At 71.1% G+C, this 16,610-nt stretch carries 15 protein-coding genes; 12 read left to right on the top strand and 3 right to left on the bottom strand.

Annotated features, from left to right (window positions below; genetic code table 11):
* Positions 1 to 46 precede the first annotated feature (46 nt).
* The 3 genes from AC5Y6X_RS00715 to AC5Y6X_RS00705 all read left to right on the top strand — a co-directional run bounded on the left by AC5Y6X_RS00715 (position 47) and on the right by AC5Y6X_RS00705 (position 3,880).
* Positions 47 to 952: an alpha/beta fold hydrolase gene (locus tag AC5Y6X_RS00715; RefSeq protein WP_499983511.1), complete on the top strand. Its 906-nt coding sequence runs from the start codon at positions 47 to 49 to the stop codon at positions 950 to 952.
* Between the two features lie 9 nt (positions 953 to 961).
* Entirely contained in the window at positions 962 to 2,383 is a 1,422-nt protein-coding gene (locus AC5Y6X_RS00710) for an acyl-CoA synthetase (protein ID WP_499983507.1), read from the top strand.
* 174 nt (positions 2,384 to 2,557) lie between these two features.
* A complete protein-coding gene (locus AC5Y6X_RS00705) occupies positions 2,558 to 3,880 on the top strand; it encodes an MFS transporter (RefSeq protein ID WP_499985152.1) in 1,323 nt (440 codons plus the stop codon).
* Position 3,881: 1 nt separating this feature from the next.
* Here AC5Y6X_RS00705 and dapD read toward each other — a convergent pair whose 3' ends face one another.
* A complete protein-coding gene (gene dapD / locus AC5Y6X_RS00700; protein ID WP_499985150.1) occupies positions 3,882 to 4,835 on the bottom strand; it encodes a 2,3,4,5-tetrahydropyridine-2,6-dicarboxylate N-succinyltransferase in 954 nt (317 codons plus the stop codon).
* Positions 4,836 to 4,921: 86 nt separating this feature from the next.
* On the opposite strand from dapD, the gene dapE reads away from it, so the two are divergent.
* Positions 4,922 to 5,986 (top strand): succinyl-diaminopimelate desuccinylase, encoded by a 1,065-nt coding sequence (dapE, locus tag AC5Y6X_RS00695; RefSeq protein WP_499983504.1) that lies wholly within the window; start codon positions 4,922 to 4,924, stop codon positions 5,984 to 5,986.
* A 12-nt stretch (positions 5,987 to 5,998) separates the two neighbouring features.
* Here dapE and AC5Y6X_RS00690 read toward each other — a convergent pair whose 3' ends face one another.
* Positions 5,999 to 8,149, bottom strand: coding sequence for an AAA family ATPase (locus AC5Y6X_RS00690; protein WP_499983502.1), 2,151 nt, complete (start codon positions 8,147 to 8,149; stop codon positions 5,999 to 6,001).
* A gap of 59 nt (positions 8,150 to 8,208) precedes the next feature.
* Between AC5Y6X_RS00690 and log the strand changes: the two genes are divergently transcribed.
* The 7 genes from log (at position 8,209) to AC5Y6X_RS00655 (ending at position 14,025) form a co-directional block, all read left to right on the top strand.
* A complete protein-coding gene (gene log / locus AC5Y6X_RS00685; RefSeq protein ID WP_324676485.1) occupies positions 8,209 to 8,772 on the top strand; it encodes a cytokinin riboside 5'-monophosphate phosphoribohydrolase in 564 nt (187 codons plus the stop codon).
* Between the two features lie 52 nt (positions 8,773 to 8,824).
* The gene (gene fadD6, locus AC5Y6X_RS00680) at positions 8,825 to 10,606 is read left to right on the top strand and encodes a long-chain-acyl-CoA synthetase FadD6 (RefSeq protein WP_499983500.1); all 1,782 of its coding nucleotides are present in this window, start codon (positions 8,825 to 8,827) and stop codon (positions 10,604 to 10,606) included.
* A gap of 193 nt (positions 10,607 to 10,799) precedes the next feature.
* Positions 10,800 to 11,774: a dihydropteroate synthase gene (gene folP / locus AC5Y6X_RS00675; protein ID WP_499985149.1), complete on the top strand. Its 975-nt coding sequence runs from the start codon at positions 10,800 to 10,802 to the stop codon at positions 11,772 to 11,774.
* Positions 11,771 to 12,709, top strand: coding sequence for a glucosyl-3-phosphoglycerate synthase (locus AC5Y6X_RS00670; protein WP_499983497.1), 939 nt, complete (start codon positions 11,771 to 11,773; stop codon positions 12,707 to 12,709). The genes folP and AC5Y6X_RS00670 overlap by 4 nt, the downstream gene beginning before the upstream one ends.
* A 32-nt stretch (positions 12,710 to 12,741) precedes the next feature.
* Positions 12,742 to 13,101 carry a DivIVA domain-containing protein gene (locus AC5Y6X_RS00665; RefSeq protein WP_499983496.1) on the top strand — a complete coding sequence of 120 codons (360 nt, stop codon included), beginning with the start codon at positions 12,742 to 12,744 and terminating at the stop codon, positions 13,099 to 13,101.
* 2 nt (positions 13,102 to 13,103) lie between these two features.
* Positions 13,104 to 13,691 (top strand): DNA-3-methyladenine glycosylase I, encoded by a 588-nt coding sequence (locus tag AC5Y6X_RS00660; RefSeq protein WP_499983493.1) that lies wholly within the window; start codon positions 13,104 to 13,106, stop codon positions 13,689 to 13,691.
* A gap of 166 nt (positions 13,692 to 13,857) precedes the next feature.
* A complete protein-coding gene (locus AC5Y6X_RS00655) occupies positions 13,858 to 14,025 on the top strand; it encodes a DUF3117 domain-containing protein (RefSeq protein ID WP_003406247.1) in 168 nt (55 codons plus the stop codon).
* A gap of 35 nt (positions 14,026 to 14,060) precedes the next feature.
* Here AC5Y6X_RS00655 and glgA read toward each other — a convergent pair whose 3' ends face one another.
* Positions 14,061 to 15,224, bottom strand: a complete 1,164-nt coding sequence (gene glgA / locus AC5Y6X_RS00650; RefSeq protein ID WP_499983491.1) for a glycogen synthase — start codon at positions 15,222 to 15,224, stop codon at positions 14,061 to 14,063.
* A 164-nt stretch (positions 15,225 to 15,388) separates the two neighbouring features.
* Between glgA and glgC the strand changes: the two genes are divergently transcribed.
* Positions 15,389 to 16,603 (top strand): glucose-1-phosphate adenylyltransferase, encoded by a 1,215-nt coding sequence (glgC, locus tag AC5Y6X_RS00645; RefSeq protein ID WP_324676475.1) that lies wholly within the window; start codon positions 15,389 to 15,391, stop codon positions 16,601 to 16,603.
* Positions 16,604 to 16,610: the final 7 nt, after the last annotated feature.

The following is a 16,610-nucleotide window of genomic DNA, read 5'->3' as shown; positions in this document are numbered from 1 at the left end:
CCAGGCGCCTTCCGCAAACGACAGGTCACATGGAAAGCTGCCGGGTATGGCCATCGCGATCGCCCGTCCCAAGCTCGAAGGCAACATCGCGGTCGGTGAGGACCGGCAAATCGGTTTCGCCGAGTTCGGTGCCCCCTGGGGCCGCGCGGTCTTCTGGTTGCACGGGACTCCCGGCGCCCGCCGGCAGATCCCGATCGAGGCGCGGGTCTACTCCGAGCAGCACAACATCCGCCTGATCGGCATCGACCGGCCGGGCATCGGCTCGTCGACGCCCCATCGCTACAAGAACATCCGGGCGTTCGGCGACGACCTGCGGACGATCGCGGACACGCTGGGCATCGACAAGATGGCGGTCATCGGCCTGTCCGGCGGCGGCCCGTACGCGCTGGCGTCCGCCGCGGTTCTGTCTGACCGCGTCGTCGCCGCCGGCGTGCTGGGCGGCGTCGCGCCGTTCCTCGGCGACGAGGGGATCACCAGCGGCCTGATGAACCTGGGCAAGCGGGCGGCGCCGCTGCTGCGGCTGGGCGGCGACCCGCTGCGTATCGGCGCGAGCCTGATGATCCGGATGATCCGGCCCGTCGCCAATCCCGCGTTGTATCTGTATGCCGCGATTTCCCCCGAGGCCGACCGGCGCCTGCTCACCCGGCCCGAGTTCAAGGCCATGTTCCTCGACGACCTGCTCAACGGCAGCCGCAAGCAGCTGGCGGCCCCGTTCAACGACGTCATCCTGTTCACCCGCGACTGGGGCTTCCGGCTCGACGAGGTCAAGGTCCCGGTCCGCTGGTGGCACGGCGACAGCGACCACATCGTCCCGTTCGCCCACGGCCAGCACGTCGTGTCCCTGCTGCCCGACGCCGAGCTGTTCGTGCTGCCCGGCGAAAGCCATCTGGCGGGGCTGGGCCGCGGCGAGGAGATCCTGTCCACCCTGATGAAGATCTGGGACGAGCAGTAACCTGCTCAGGTGCTGCTGGCTTCCCTGAATACCTCGGCGGTCACCGCCACCGACATTCCCGACGCGGTGCGCATCGACGGCGCGGTGCTGAGCCGCAGCGACCTGGTGGGCGCCGCGACGTCGGTGGCCGAGCGCGTCGCCGGCGGCCAGCGGGTCGCGGTGCTGGCCAAGCCGACCGCGTCGACGGTGCTGGCCGTCACCGGATGCCTGATCGCCGGCGTGCCCTTCGTGCCGGTGCCCTCCGACGTCGGCGCGGCCGAACGCCGGCACATGCTCACCGACTCCGGCGCGCAGGCCTGGCTTGGCCCGCAGCCCGACGAGTTGGAAGGCTTGCCGCACATCCCGGTTCGGCCGCACGCCCGCTCCTGGCACCGCTACCCGGAGCCGGCGCCCGAGTCCACCGCGATGGTGATCTACACCTCGGGCACCACCGGGCTGCCCAAGGGGGTGGTGCTGAGCCGGCGGGCGATCGCCGCGGACCTCGACGCGCTGGCGCAGGCCTGGCAGTGGACCGCCGACGACGTCCTGGTGCACGGGTTGCCGTTGTTTCACGTGCACGGCCTGGTGCTGGGACTGCTCGGGTCGCTGCGGATCGGAAATCGCTTCGTGCACACCGGAAGACCGACGCCGGAGGGCTACGCCCGGGCCCGCGCCGAGGCCGGGGGGACGCTGTATTTCGGGGTCCCCACGGTGTGGTCGCGGGTGGTGGCGGACGAGTCGGCGGCCGAGGCGCTGCGGCCGGCGCGGCTGCTGGTGTCCGGCAGCGCGCCGCTGCCGGTGCCCGTGTTCGACCGGCTGACGCAACTCACCGGCCACCGGCCCATCGAACGGTACGGCACCTCGGAATCGTTGATCACGATCTCCACCCGGGTGGGCGGTGAACGCCGCGCGGGCTGGGTGGGCCTACCGGTCGCCGGGGTGGAAACCAGGCTGGTCGACGACGACGGCGGCCCCGTGCCCCGCGACGGGGAAACCGTTGGCAGGCTTCAGGTTCGGGGCCCGACGATGTTCGACGGCTACCTGAATCGGCCCGACGCCACGGCCGAGGCGTTCGAGCCCGGCGGCTGGTATCGCACCGGCGACGTCGCGGTGGTCGACGGCGAGGGCATGCACCGCATCGTCGGCCGCGAGTCGGTCGACCTGATCAAGTCGGGCGGATACCGCGTCGGCGCGGGCGAAATCGAGACGTCGCTGCTCGGGCATCCCGGTGTGCAGGAGGCGGCCGTCGTCGGATTGCCGGACGAGGACCTGGGCCAACGCATCGTCGCGTTCGTCGTCGGCTCCTCCGAATTGAGCGCCGACGAGCTGATCGACCACGTCGCCCGGGAGCTGTCGGTGCACAAGCGACCGCGCGAGGTGCGCATCGTGGAGGCGCTGCCGCGCAACGCGATGGGCAAGGTCCTCAAGAAGCGGTTGCTCGCCGACGGCTGACGGTCTGCCGACTGTGGTGAGCGTGCGCAGTTGTACACCCGGCGCGGCGTGCCGCCGTACGGACACGCACGCTCGCCAGGTGGGCGAGACCACGAACCTTCCCCTACCGTCGTAGGCGTGACTGGACGCGAGAGACCCGCTGCGACGATTGTCGCCACTCCCGGGCCCACACCGATGCGGCGAGTCGCGGCCGCCTGCCTCGTCGGCTCCGCCATCGAGTTCTACGACTTCCTGATCTACGGCACCGCGGCCGCGCTGGTGTTTCCCACCGTGTTCTTCCCGCACCTCAGCAACACCGTGGCCACGATCGCTTCGATGGGGACCTTTGGCGCGGCTTTTCTGTCCCGACCCGTCGGCGCCGCCGTGTTCGGGAACTTCGGGGACCGGCTGGGCCGCAAAAAAACATTGATCGCCACGCTGCTGCTCATGGCCGTGTCCACCATCAGCGTCGGGCTGGTTCCCAGCACGGCGGCCATCGGGACCGCGGCCCCGTTGATCCTGGTCGCGCTGCGCCTGCTGCAAGGGTTTGCCGTTGGCGGCCATTGGGCGGGATCCGCGCTGCTGAGCGCCGAATATGCGCCGCCCGCCAAACGTGGCCGGTACGGCATGTTCACCGCGCTCGGCGGCGGCACCGCGTTGGTGCTGAACAGCTCGACCTTCCTGGGCGTGAACTACACCATCGGCGAAGACAGCTCCACGTTCATGCAATGGGGGTGGCGGCTTCCGTTCCTGATCAGCGCGGCGCTGATCGTCATCGCCCTGTACGTGTGGCTCAAGATCGACGAGACCCCGCTGTTCGCCGAGGAAAAGGCCCAACACTCGGTGCCAAAAGCGCCGCTCAGGGAGGTGCTACAGCTTCATCGCCGGGAGATCGCCCTGGCCGCGGGAGGCGTCATCTGCGGTTTCGGCTTCGTCTACATGGCCGGCACCTATCTGACCACCTATGCCCACTCCCACCTGGGGTACTCCCGCAACGTCGTCCTGTTCGTCGGTGTGCTGGGCGGACTGGCGAGCATCGGGTCCGTCGCGTTCTCCGCCACCATGAGCGATCGAGTCGGGCGCCGCAGGATGATGTTGGTGGCGTGGGCCGCGTGCCTTGCCTGGTCGTTCGTGGCGATCCCGCTGATCGACACCGGCCAACCAATTTTGTATGCGGTGGCCGTCGTCGGGATGTACGCCGCCGCCGCGACCGGCGCCGGGCCGACGGCAGCATTCATCCCCGAGCTGTTCTCCACCCGCAACCGCTACAGCGGATCGGCGCTGTCGGTGAACCTCGCCGGTGTCATCGGTGGCGCCCTGCCGCCGTTGATCGCCGGAACGCTGCTGGCAACCTACGGCAGCTGGGCGATCGGTCTGATGTTGGCCGCCCTCGCATCGACCAGCCTGGTGTGCACGTTTCTGCTTCCGGAGACAAACGGAACGGCGCTTCGAACCACGCAGGGCGTGCACGTCGGGCATGGGCGGGCGGAGGTCGAACTGCCCAGCGGCGACCGTTAGCTCAGTTGGCGTGCAGGTCCTCGTTGAGCGTGATGCCCTGACCGTCGCGGGCGACCACCTCGACCGCGCCGGTGACCGAATTGCGCCGGAACAGTACGTTGTTGGCGCCCGAGAGGTCCCGGGCCTTGACCGACTTGCCGTCCGGCGTGACGACCTTGGTGCCCGCCGTGACATAGAGGCCGGCCTCGACGACGCAGTCGTCGCCCAGCGAGATGCCCAAACCCGCGTTGGCGCCGAGCAGGCACCGCTTGCCGATCGAAATGACTTGCGTTCCACCGCCGGACAGCGTGCCCATGATCGACGCCCCGCCGCCGATGTCGGACCCGTCACCCACCACCACGCCGGCCGAGATGCGGCCCTCGACCATCGACGCGCCCAGGGTGCCGGCGTTGTAGTTCACGAAGCCCTCGTGCATCACCGTCGTGCCCGGGGCCAGGTGGGCGCCCAGCCGCACCCGGTCGGCGTCGGCGATCCGCACGCCGGTGGGCAAGACGTAGTCGACCATCCGGGGGAACTTGTCGACGCCGAACACGGTCACCGGCCCCTTGCGGCGCAGCCGCGCCCGGACCGTCTCGAATCCGTCGATCGCGCAGGGCCCGTGATTAGTCCAGACCACATTGGTCAATACCGGAAACAAGCCGCCGGCGTTCAGCCCGTGCGGCGCCACCAGCCGGTGCGACAGAAGATGCAGCCGCAGGTAGGCGTCGTGTGCGTCGGCGGCGACAGCGTCCAGGGAGCCGATGACCGTGCGCACCGCGACGGTCTCGGTGCCGCGGTCGTCGTCGCGGCCGACCAGCGCCGCCAGCTCGGGGGGAACGTCGGAGAGCGCCAGGCGCGACGTGCCGCCGGTGCCCGGTCCGGTCAGTTCCGGTGCCGGGAACCAGGTGTCGAGGATCGATCCGTCGGACGCGATCGTCGCCAGCCCGATGCCCGCAGCTCCAGTCACGGCGCACAGGTTACTTTCCTTTGGCGAGCAGACACAAAAGCCCCCTTTTTGGGCCAAGAATGGGCGCTTTTGCGTCTGCTCGGCATACTGGTGGCGTGCTGGACTTGCGCGGGGACCCGATCGAGCTGACCGCGGCGCTGGTCGACATCCCCAGCGAGTCGAGGGACGAGGCCCGCATCGCCGACGAGGTGGAGGCCGCGCTGCGCGCCCAGACGTCCGGCTTCGAGATCGTCCGCAACGGCAACGCGGTGTTGGCGCGCACCCACCGGAACCGGCCGTCACGGGTGCTGCTGGCCGGGCATCTGGACACCGTCCCGGTCGCCGACAACCTGCCCAGCCGCCGCGAGAACGGGGAGTTGCACGGCTGCGGCACCGCGGACATGAAATCCGGCGACGCGGTCTTTCTGCACCTGGCCGCCACCATCGCCGAACCCGCGCACGATCTCACCCTGGTGTTCTACGACTGCGAGGAAATCGACGCGGCCGCAAACGGTTTGGGGCGCATCGAGCGGGAGCTGCCGGACTGGCTGTCCGCCGACGTGGCCATCCTGGGCGAGCCCACCGGCGGCTACATCGAAGCCGGCTGCCAGGGCACCCTGCGCGTGGTGATCGGCGCGACCGGAACCCGCGCGCATTCGGCGCGTCCCTGGTTGGGCGACAACGCAATTCACAAGCTGGGCGCCGTGCTGGACCGGCTCGCGTCGTACACCGCGCGCACCGTCGAGATCGACGGCTGCACCTACCGCGAGGGCCTGTCGGCGGTGCGGGTCGACGGCGGGGTGGCCGGCAACGTGATCCCCGACGCCGCCTCGGTGACCGTCAACTACCGCTTCGCCCCCGATCGTTCGGTGGACGCGGCGCTGCGACACGTCCGCGAGGTGTTCGACGGGCTCGACGTGCGGATCGAGCAGACCGACGCCGCCGCGGGCGCGCTGCCGGGCCTGTCGCAACCCGCCGCCAAGGCCCTGGTCGAGGCCGCGGGCGGGCAGGTCAGGGCGAAATACGGGTGGACCGACGTGTCCCGGTTCGCCGCCCGGGGCATCCCCGCGGTGAACTTCGGGCCGGGCGACCCGAACCTGGCACACCGGCGCGACGAACGGGTGCCGGTCGCCGCGATCACCGCCGCCGCGGCGATGCTGCGGCCCTACCTGGCCGGTTGACGGTCTGACGCGTCAGCCGCAGCGCTGCGCCTGCGCGGCGGCATCGGCGGCGGCGGCGCGCATCCCGACGTCGGCCAGTTGCCGCGACACCGCGGCCAGCGCCGCGCCGTCACCGCTCGCCAACGCCCGCGCATGGGCCAGCGCGAGACCGCCCACGACGCAGTCGATCTCGCCGGCCAGCCGGGCCAGCGGATCCGCCGCCCGGATGTCGCCGAGCCGGACGGCCTCGTACCACGCGCGCAGCGCCGCCCCCGACTGCCCGCCGCGTTCGGCCGCCCGGGCGGCGTCGCGGGCGGCGGCCACCGCCTCGTGCGAATCGCGCGCCGAGGCCAGCCGCCACGCCCGGGCCACGCCGAGCTCCGGGGCGAACAGCGCCGACTTGGTCCCGTGCCGAGATTCGGCCCGGCTCAACGCTTTTGCCGCGGCGGCGGTGTCGCCCTGTTGGGCCAGCGCGGTCGCCAGCAGCATCAGCGACAACGGCCCCCACGAGTAGCCGGTGCGTTCCAGCGTGGCGGCCGCGGGGCCGAGTAGCGCTGCGGCACGGGCGAATTCGCCGTCGGCGATCAACACGTGCGCCAGCAGCACCTCGCCGATCGCGCGTCCCGGCTGCTGCAGCTCCGCGAAGTCGGTGAACTGCTGCGCGAGCTCCCGCGCCGCGTCGAGCCGGCCCGCCATCAACAGCGCGGTGGTCTGGCCCAGCCCGATCGTGAAGCGCAGCAGCCCGGGATGCTCGGCGGCCAGGGCGCGCTGCGCCAGCGGCTCGACGTCGCCGAAACGGCCCTGCCGCGCCGCGCACAGCGCGGCGGCGCTGGCCGCCCACGCCACCGCCTGGTCGCCGGACGACGGCGAGGCCAGCACGTCGCCCGCGACCTTGACGGCGTGCCCGACATTGCCCGCGTTCATCGCGAAGGTCGCGCCCAGCGCGTCCAGCGTGGTCCGCAGCCCTGCGTCGGAAACCCGATTGCGGGTGGTCCGCAGAAACGCGGTGGCCCGCTCCGGCTCGCCGAGCATCCAGAACTGATTGGCCGCCCGCAGCAGCGCCCAGTCCATCAGCGCCGGCTCGGTCAACGCCGAGGCGTCGACGGCGGCCAGCACCGCGTCGGCCTCGCGGCCGCGTCCCTGCCACCCCAGCGCATTCGCCAGCGCCAGCCGCGCCGCCAGGCCGCCGGACCGCTCCAGCGCCGACCGGGCCAGCCGCTCGCCCAGGGCGAGGTCGCCCAGCCGCAGCGCCTGCTGCGCGGCGGCGGCGACCTCGGCCGTCGGCTGCGGGGCGTCGCTGTCGAGCGCCAGCGACGCCAGCCGCAGCCGGTCGATGAGGTGGTCCGGCGGATGCTCGGACAGCAGCTTGACCAGCTCGGTGCGCCGCCGGCGCGCGCTGTCGCCGCCCAGCGCCGCGAGCGCGCGTTCGGCGAACAACGGGTGCGCCGTGTACACCACCGGGTCGCTCGCGTGCGCGTCGCGCACCCGGGTTTCGGCCGCGCCCCACTCGACCGCCTCGCCGACCGCGCCGTCGCCGGCGAGGGCGGTCAGATCCGCGAGCGACAGCGGCTCCTGCACGGCGAGGTAGTCCAGCACCGCGCGCGCCGGGGCGGGCAGCTCGGCGATGAACGCGTCGACCTCCCCCGGGGTGGTCGCCCCGCCGGGCGCCTCGATGTCGATGCGCTCCAGCAGCCCGTCGGTCCACAGTGCCGCGATGGCCTCGGGCGCGGCCCCGGAGTCCGGGCCGCGGGCGGTGACGATCATCCGCGCGGTGCCCGCCAGCGCCAATTGGTACACGAGGGTGGCCGACAGGATGTCGAGGTCGTGGGCGTCGTCGACGATGAACAGCAGATCGCCCGGCGAATCGGGCCGGCCCAGCGCCGCCCGCGCCGCCCGCAACATCGCGGCCGGCTTGCCGATGTCGTGCCCGAAACTGGAGGAGTCGAGCAGGTGGCCGAAGGCCCCGAACGGCACCAGCCGCTCGGTCGGCGTGCCGGTGACCCAGCGGGTGACGGTGGCCGGGTGCCGGCCGGCGAACCGCTCGGCGGCCAATCGCGCCAGGGTGGACTTGCCGCAGCCGTCCGGTCCGAGCACCGCCGCCCCGCCGCGGGCCGCGTCACCGAGCGTGGCGTCGAGCTGTTCGAGGGCGGCCGCGTGCTGGGGGACGTTCCATCGAATCGGCACCGCCGGATTTTAGTGCGCGCGGTGTGCGTGCCGCACCGGGCGTGGTCTACCTTTCGGTTATGCCCGTGGAACGCGATTCGCCGAGCGCGTGGGCGGTGTGCGTGTACTGCGCCTCCGTCCCGACGCATCCCGAATTGCTGGAGCTGGCCACCGAACTCGGCGAGGCCATCGCCGACCGCGGCTGGACCTTGGTGTGGGGCGGCGGCCACGTCTCGGCGATGGGCGCGGTGGCCAGCGCGGCGCGGGCGCGCGGCGGCCGGACCGTCGGGGTGATCCCGCAGCAGCTGATGCGCAGCGAGCTGGCCGACACCGAGGCCGACGAGCTGATCGTCAGCGAGACCATGCGCGAGCGCAAGCAGATCATGGAGGACCGCTCCGACGCGTTCATCGTGCTGCCGGGCGGCGTGGGCACCCTCGACGAGCTCTTCGAGGCCTGGACGACGGGCTACCTCGGGATGCACCACAAGCCCGTGGTGCTGCTCGACCCGTGGGGGCACTACGAGGGCCTGTGGATCTGGCTGAACGGATTGCTCGACGCGGGCTACATCTCGCAGGTCGCGATGGACCGGCTGGTCCTGGTCGATAAGGTGGGTGCCGCAGTGGAGGCGTGCGCCCCCGCCTGACGTCGGGGGCTTGGCTCGAAGGGCACACTGCCGAGGGGAATCGAGGGATCAGGTGTCGAGTGACGGGGGAACGCGCGCGGCGGTCGGCCTGACCGACATCGCCGTCAAGGCGCCGGGCGTACTGGCCGACCTGCCGTCGATCGTGCGCGGCGTGCTGACCGGGCTGCTGGCCTTTCCGAACTCGAAGAAGTCGATCGGCACGGTGTTCGCCGACCGGGCCGCCCGCTACGGCGACCGGGTCTTCCTGCGCTTCGGCGACCAGCAACTGACCTACCGCGACGCCAACGCGGCCGCCAACCGCTACGCGGCGGTGCTGGCCGCCCGGGGTGTCGGCCACGGCGACGTCGTCGCGATCATGCTGCGCAACTCGCCCAACGCGGTGCTGGCGATGCTGGCCGCCGTCAAGTGCGGCGCCATCGCCGGGATGCTCAACTACCACCAGCGCGGCGAGGTGCTGGCCCACAGCCTGGGCTTGCTGGACGCCAAGGTGCTGGTCGCCGAGACCGACCTGGTCAGCTACGTCGCCGAGTGCGAGTCCCCGGGCGCCACGGAGACGCTGACCATCGAGGACGTGGAGCGCTTCGCGGTGAGCGCCCCGGCCACCAACCCGGCCTCGGCCTCGGCGGTGCTGGCCAAGGACACCGCGTTCTACATCTTCACCTCGGGCACCACCGGGTTCCCCAAGGCCAGCGTGATGACCCATCGCCGGTGGCTGGCCGCGCTGGCGGCGTTCGGCGGGCTCGGGTTGCGGCTGAAGGGCTCCGACACCCTGTACAGCTGCCTGCCGCTGTATCACAACAACGCGCTGACGGTCGCGCTGTCGTCGGTGATCAACTCGGGGGCGACGCTCGCGCTGGGCAAGTCGTTCTCGGCGTCGCGGTTCTGGGACGAGGTGATCGCCAGCCGGGCCACGGCGTTCATCTACATCGGCGAGATCTGCCGCTACCTGCTCAACCAGCCGCCCAAGTCCACCGACCGCGCGCACCAGGTGCGCCTGATCGCCGGCAACGGGCTGCGGCCGGAGATCTGGCACGAGTTCACCGACCGGTTCGGCATCCCGCGGGTGTGTGAGTTCTACGCGTCCAGCGAAGGCAACACCGCGTTCATCAACATCTTCAATGTGCCCCGGACGACGGGCATCTCGCCGACGCAGCTGGCCTACGTGGAGTACGACCCCGACACCGGCGCCCCGCTGCGCGACGAGAACGGACGGGTGCGCAAGGTGCCCCCCGGCGAGCCCGGCCTGTTGATCAGCCCGGTCAACCGGCTGCAGCCCTTCGACGGCTACACCGACCAGGAGTCGAGCGAAAAGAAGTTGGTGCGCAACGCTTTTCGTGAGGGCGACTGCTGGTTCAACTCGGGCGACGTGATGAGCCCGCAGGGCATGCGGCACGCCGCGTTCGTCGACCGGCTCGGCGACACCTTCCGCTGGAAGGGCGAGAACGTCGCCACCACCCAGGTCGAGGCGGCGCTGACGTCCGAGGGGTCGGTCGAGGACTGCACGGTCTTCGGCGTCGAGATTCCCCGCACCGGGGGCCGCGCCGGGATGGCCGCGATCAAGCTGCGCGACGGCGCCGAGTTCGACGGCAAGTCGCTGGCCGACGCCGTCTACGAGCAGCTGCCCGGCTACGCCCTGCCCTTGTTCGTGCGGGTGGTGCCGGCCCTGCAGCACACCACGACGTTCAAGAGCCGCAAGGTCGAGTTGCGCGAGCAGGCCTACGGCCCCGACGTCGACGACCCGCTGTACGTGCTGGCCGGCCGCGACGAGGGCTACGTGCCCTACTACGACGAATATCCCGACGAGGTCGCGGCGGGTAAGCGGCCGCAGGGCTGAGGGTGCGCTGGCGGTATGGGCTGACGGTGAAGACAGGACGGAATCCCGCCCTGAGTGCACACCCAAAGGCTCAGCCGCCGCCCCTTGGCGTTGATTGTGAAGCGTGGGCTTCGGTTGTGAAGTGTGGGCTTTGACTGTGAAGCGTCGGCGCAGATAAGGCCGCGAATCCGGCCCTGCGTTCACACCCAAAGCCCTGCGTTCACACCCAAAGCCCACAGTTCACACTCAAAGCCCGGGCTTCACACTCGGTCCCCGGGCCGCGCCCGCGCCGGTGGCCAGGCACCATATACGTGTGCAGTCAACCCTGTGCGGCCGGCCGGTCGCCGCGGATCGCCCGCTCATCATGGCGATCGTCAATCGCACCCCGGACTCGTTCTACGACAAGGGTGCGACCTTCAGCGACGACGACGCCAGGGCCGCCGCGCGCCGGGCCGTCGACGAGGGCGCCGACGTCATCGACGTCGGCGGCGTCAAGGCGGGCCCGGGCGACGACGTCGACGCCGCCACCGAGACCGCCCGGCTGGTGCCGTTCATCGAGTGGCTCCGCCGCGAATACCCCGACCAGTTGATTAGCGTGGACACCTGGCGCTCGGACGTGGCCAGGGTGGCGTGCACGGCGGGGGCGGACCTGATCAACGACACCTGGGGCGGCCACGACCCCGCCCTGGCCGAGGTGGCCGCGGAGTTCGGCGCGGGCCTGGTGTGTTCGCACACCGGCGGGGCGCGGCCCCGCACGCGTCCCTTCCGGGTGAGCTACGGCACCACCACCCGCGGCGTGGTCGACGACGTGATTCGCCAGGTCACCGCGGCCGCCGAGCGGGCCGTCGCGGCCGGCGTGGCCCGCGAGGCGATACTGATCGACCCGACCCACGACTTCGGCAAGAACACCTTCCACGGGCTGGCGTTGTTGCGCCACGTTGGCGATCTTGTTAAGACCGGGTGGCCCGTCCTGATGGCTTTGAGCAACAAGGACTTCGTAGGGGAGACTCTGGGGGTGGGATTGACCGAACGCCTGGAGGGCACGCTGGCGGCCACCGCGCTGGCGGCCGCCGCCGGGGCCCGCATGTTCCGGGTGCACGAGGTCGCGGCCACCCGCCGGGTGCTGGAAATGGTGGCCTCGATCCAGGGCGTGCGCGCACCGGCGCGCACCGTGAGGGGACTTGCATGACCGCATCCGAGCTGATCGCCGCCGATCTCGGCAACGACAGGCTGCTGTGGAACCGCCCCACCTGGACGGTCGCCGAACTGGTCGCCGCCAAGGCCGGGCGGACGATCTCGGTGGTGCTGCCCGCCCTCAACGAGGAAGACACCATCGAATCGGTGATCGACAGCATCACGCCGCTGGTCGACGGCCCCGACGGTCTGGTCGACGAGCTGATCGTGCTGGACTCCGGCTCGACCGACGACACCGAGATCCGCGCCATCGCCGCCGGGGCCCGCGTCGTCAGCCGGGAACAGGCCCTGCCCGAGGTCCCGGCGCGGCCCGGCAAGGGCGAGGCGCTGTGGCGCTCGCTGGCGGCCACCAGCGGCGACATCGTGGTGTTCGTCGACTCCGACCTTATCGACCCGCACCCGATGTTCGTGCCGTGGCTGGTCGGCCCGCTGCTGACGGGCGACGGCATCCACCTGGTAAAGAGCTTCTACCGACGGCCGCTCAACGCCGGCGCCACCGGTGGCGGGCGCGTCACCGAACTGGTCGCCCGGCCGCTGCTGGCCGCGCTGCGGCCGGAGCTGGGCTGCATCTTGCAGCCGCTGGGCGGCGAGTACGCGGCCAGCCGGGAGCTGCTGACGTCGCTGCCGTTCGCCCCGGGCTACGGCGTGGAGATCGGCCTGCTGGTCGACACCTTCGACCGGTTGGGCCTGGACGCGATCGCTCAGGTCAACCTGGGCGTACGGGCCCACCGCAACCGGCCGCTGTCCGAGCTGGGCGCGATGAGCCGGCAGGTCATCGCGACGCTGTTCGCGCGGTGCGGCATCCCCGACTCGGGGGCCGGGCTGACGCAGTTCTTCGCCGACGGCCCCGACGGCGACGGCTACACCCCGCACACCAGCCCGGTGTCGCTGAACGACCGGCCGCCGATGAACGGGCTGCGGCCGCGCTAGGTTTGTCGGCCGCATAGGGCAATATCGTTCACGTGGCGTTGGTCTTGCTCTACCTGGTGGTGCTGGTGCTGGTGGCGATCGTGCTGTTCGGCGCCGCCAGCCTGCTGTTCGGTCGCGGCGAGCAGCTGCCGCCGCTGCCCCGCGGGACGACGGCGACCGTGCTGCCCGCCTACGGCGTCACGGGCGCCGACGTCGACGCCGTCAAGTTCACCCAGGCCCTGCGCGGCTACAAGACCAGCGAGGTGGACTGGGTGCTGGACCGGCTGGCCCGCGAGCTGGAGGCGCTGCGCGGCCAGCTGGCGGCGGCGCACGCCGAGCCCCAACCCGAGACAAAGACCGAAACCGGGCCCGAGGCCGTGGAACCCGAGGGCGGCCAGGATCGTCAGGACTAGGTGTGAGCGACTCAAGTGAAGAGCTGGTTCGCTGCGGCTGGGCGGGTGTGCGGCCGGGACCCCACGCCGAGCTGTACCGCGACTACCACGACCGGGAGTGGGGCCGGCGCGTGCAAGACGGGGTGGCGCTGTTCGAGCGGATGAGCCTGGAGGCCTTCCAGAGCGGCCTGTCGTGGCTGACGATCCTGCGCAAGCGGGAGAACTTTCGGCGCGCCTTCTCCGGATTCGACATCGAGAAGGTCGCCCGCTACACCGATGCCGACGTGCAACGGCTGATGGGCGACGCGGGGATCGTCCGGAACCGGGCCAAGATCGACGCGACGATCGCCAACGCCCGCGCGGCGGCCGACCTGGGAACGCCGCAGGACCTGTCCGAGCTGCTGTGGTCGTTCGCGCCGCCGCCGCGGCCCCGGCCCGCCGACGCGTCCGAAATCCCCTCGGCCACCGACGAATCGACGGCCATGGCGCGCGAGCTGAAACGGCGAGGGTTCCGCTTCGTCGGGCCGACCACCGCCTATGCGCTGATGCAGGCGACCGGCATGGTGGACGACCACATCCGCGATTGCTGGGTGCCCGCGCAAGCCCGGTGAGGCCCCAGGGCCGGGTCTTTGTGTGACTGCCGACCCGAATAGGGAACAATGGGGGAGTGATTTGGCAGTTCAATGTCGGGTATGGCTGGAAATCCACCGGCGGGGCGTGCTCGGCGCCGACCCGGTCCGTGAGGGCGGGCCAGTTCGAACCTGGAGGGAGCACTCGATGGCGGCGATGAAGCCCCGGACCGGCGACGGTCCTCTGGAAGCAACCAAGGAGGGGCGCGGCATCGTGATGCGGGTACCACTTGAGGGCGGTGGTCGTCTTGTCGTAGAGCTGACGCCGGACGAGGCCGCCGCGCTGGGCGACGAACTCAAGGGCGTCACCAGCTAGGACCGGCTAGGACCGGTTGAGGTCTGCCGGGTGAGTTACGCACCCACCTTCCGGTAGATCTCCAGCGTTTGCTCCGCGACGCGGGCCCAGGAGAATTCGTCGATGCAGCGCTGGCGCCCCGCGCGGCCGTAGCGCTCCGCCCTCTCGGGGTCGGCGACGAGCGCATTGACCGCCTCGGCCAACCCGGCCTGGTAGCCGCCCGCGTCGTCGGCGTCGTAATGCACCAGCGATCCGGTGACGCCGTCGGCGACCACCTCGGGTATGCCGCCGACGTCGGAGCCCACCACCGGGGTGGCGCAGGCCATCGCCTCCAGGTTCACGATGCCCAACGGCTCGTACACCGACGGGCACACGAAAACGGTTGCCGCCGAAAGTATCTCGCGTAGCTGAACCATGGGCAGCATTTCCCGGATCCAGAACACGCCGGTGCGGTCGCGGGCCAATGCGGCTACGGCCGAGCGGATCTCGTCGGCGATCTCCGGGGTGTCGGGCGCGCCGGCGCACAACACCAACTGCACCTCGGGAGCGAATCGGTGCGCGGCGGCCAGCAGGTGTGCCATGCCCTTCTGCCGGGTGATCCGCCCGACGAAGGCCACGCTGGGCCGGCCCGGGTCGACGCCGATCTCGGCCAGCACCGACCCGGTGCTCGCCGGGCCCGCCGGATACCACACGTCGGTGTCGACCCCACTCCGAATGACGTGCACCAGGCTGGGATCCAGCGCCGGGTAGACCCGCAGCACGTCCTCGCGCATCGCGGAGCTGACCGCGATCACCGCGTCGGCGGCGAGCACCGCGGTGTGCTCGACCCACGTCGACACCCGGTAGCCGCCGCCGAGCTGCTCGGCCTTCCACGGCCGCATCGGCTCGAGCGAATGCGCGGTCATGACGTGCGGGATGTCGTAGAGCAACGCGGCCAGGCGCCCGGCCAGCGCGGTGTACCAGGTGTGCGAGTGCACGACGGTGGCCGCGGATGCCGCGTTGGCCATCACCAGGTCGGTGGACAGGGTGGACAGGGCCGCGTTGGCGCCGTGGATCCGCGGGTCGGGCTGATAGGCGAACGCGCCGGGGCGCGGGGCGCCCATGCAGTGCACGTCGACCGCGCACAGCCGGCGCAGCTGCGCGACGAGTTCGGTGACGTGCACGCCGGCCCCGCCGTACACCTCCGGCGGGTACTCCCGCGTCATCATCGCCACCCGCATACACCGCACGGTAGTTCGGTGACGGCACCTCCCGCGAGTCGGGCGCGGCGATCCGTCGTCGGCGCACCCAACCGGGCCAAATACCTTGACGGACAGCCCGTCAGCGCGGGCCGATCGGCGGTTTCCCCTGGCCGCGGCCCGCGGTGGCCGATAGGTTTGAACCCATGAGGGAAGCGCCACACGTGCTGGGCATCGTCCTGGCCGGCGGTGAGGGCAAGCGGCTGTATCCGCTGACCGCGGACCGGGCCAAGCCCGCGGTTCCCTTCGGCGGCGCCTACCGGCTGATCGATTTCGTGCTCTCCAACCTCGTCAACGCCCGTTATCTGCGGGTCTGCGTTCTCACCCAATACAAGTCGCACTCGCTGGACCGCCACATCTCGCAGAACTGGCGGCTGTCGGGCCTGGCCGGCGAGTACATCACCCCGGTGCCGGCGCAGCAGCGCCTCGGCCCGCGCTGGTACACCGGCTCCGCCGACGCGATCTACCAGTCGCTCAACCTGATCTACGACGAAGACCCGGACTACATAGTGGTTTTCGGCGCCGACCACGTGTACCGGATGGATCCCGAGCAGATGGTGCGGTTCCACATCGACAGCGGGGCCGGCGCCACCGTGGCCGGCATCCGGGTGCCGCGCGCCGAGGCCACCGCGTTCGGTTGCATCGATGCCGACGACTCCGGCCGCATCCGCGGTTTCCTGGAGAAGCCGCTGGAACCGCCGGGAACCCCGGATGACCCGGAGACGGCGTTCGTGTCGATGGGCAACTACATCTTCACCACCAAGGTGCTCATCGACGCGATTCGCGCCGACGCCGACGACGACCACTCCGATCACGACATGGGCGGTGACATCATCCCGCGACTGGTCGACGACGGGATGGCCGCGGTCTACGACTTCTCCGACAACGAGGTGCCCGGGGCCACCGACCGGGACCGGGCCTACTGGCGCGACGTCGGGACGCTGGACGCGTTCTACGACGCGCACATGGACCTGGTGTCGGTGCACCCGGTGTTCAACCTGTACAACCGGCGCTGGCCCATCCGCGGCGCGACCGAGAACCTGGCGCCGGCCAAGTTCGTCAACGGCGGCTCGGCCCAGGAGTCGGTGGTCGGCGCGGGCAGCATCATCTCGGCCGCCTCGGTGCGCAACTCGGTGTTGTCGTCGAACGTCGTGGTGGACGACGGCGCGATCGTGGAGGGCAGCGTGATCATGCCGGGCACCCGGGTCGGCCGCGGAGCGGTGGTGCGCCACGCCATCCTGGACAAGAACGTCGTCGTCGGCCCCGGCGAGATGGTCGGGGTGGATCTCGAGAAGGACCGCGAACGCTTCGCGATCAGCGCCGGCGGCGTGGTCGCGGTGGGCAAGGGCGTCTGGATCTAGCGGCGAG

The organism is Mycobacterium sp. NGS26 (assembly GCF_059813025.1).
The sequence above is the reverse complement of the archived record's forward strand: the minus strand, read 5'-3'. Positions and strand labels throughout refer to the sequence as shown.